The 1,141-nt window shown below is 62.8% G+C and carries 1 pseudogene; it reads left to right on the top strand.

Features of this window, described 5'->3' with window-relative positions:
* Positions 1-133: 133 nt before the first annotated feature.
* Positions 134-1,141: pseudogene (locus J3T95_RS09110) on the top strand (IS1249 family transposase); the annotation flags it as partial.

Here is a 1,141-nt window from a genome sequence, read left to right as displayed (position 1 = left end):
GGGCTATAGGAACTAAACGCGTTGTTTATGTTGGGGGTTTGGCCTTGTGGCTGTAAGCGTGTTGGGTGGTTGTTAATAGGTCGGGTTGTTAATAGGGGTCTTGCAGGGGTGCCCGTTCCTGTTCGATTGGGGAATGAGAACCAGATCGAAGAGGGCCAGGCATTGCCCCATATGCCATGGGCGGATGCGCAAGCATGGGCGCAACAGATCAGGCACGCAGCGCTGGATGTGTCCGTCCTGCTCGATCACGTCCACCGCGCGCAGGCAGGACCGGGCCCGCGCCGCGCAGTTGAGGGAGTTCCTGGACTGGCTGCTGACGGGCAGGACCCAGGAACAGATGGGGGCCATGGGCGCCAGGGCCTGGCGTAAACGGGTCGGCTGGTGATGGAACATCAAGCCGGCAATCACACCGGACGGGGTGGTCCATCACACGCTCATGGCCGACGGCACGTATATGGCACACGGCTGGTGCCTCCTGATAGCGATCGACGGGCAGACGGGCCAGGTCATCGACTGGCAGTGGTGCCATCAGGAGAACACGGCGGCCTACACGGCCCTGTTCTCCCGCATCCCCGGGCCCGACGTGCTCATCACCGACGGCCTTCGCGGCGTGCAGAAAGCCTGCCATGCCTGCTGGCCGGGCACGCGCATCCAACGCTGCCTGGTGCACGTGCAACGCACCACCAAAACCGACCTGACACTCAAACCACGACTTCAGGCCGGCAAGGAACTCAAGCGACTCTCCGACCAGCCCACCCGGGTCCATACCATCGAGGAAGCGGTGCGTTGGGGTGAGGCCTTGAACGCCTGGCACGAAAGATGGAAAACCCTCATCGACGAACGCACCATGGCCAAGGACGACCCAGCCAACCCCAAAGCCAGCCACCAATCCTGGTGGTGGACCCACCAGGAACTCCGCCGCTGCTACCGCAGGCTCGAACACCTCTTCCAAGACAGGCAGCTCTTCGCCTTCCTGGAACCCGAACTCACCGCCGGCGGGCCAGTGGAACGCACCACCAACCGGCTGGAAGGAGGAGTCAACTCACCCATCAAACGCACCCTCCTGCAACACCACGGCCTACCCGAGAGCCACATGGGACGCGCCTGCGAATGGCACTGCTACATGAAAACCGACAACCCC

This window comes from Bifidobacterium sp. B4079, assembly GCF_026537385.1.
Lineage (GTDB): Bacteria > Actinomycetota > Actinomycetes > Actinomycetales > Bifidobacteriaceae > Bombiscardovia > Bombiscardovia asteroides_I.
Note: the sequence above shows the minus strand (reverse complement) of the source record. Positions and strands in the feature narration are given on the sequence as shown.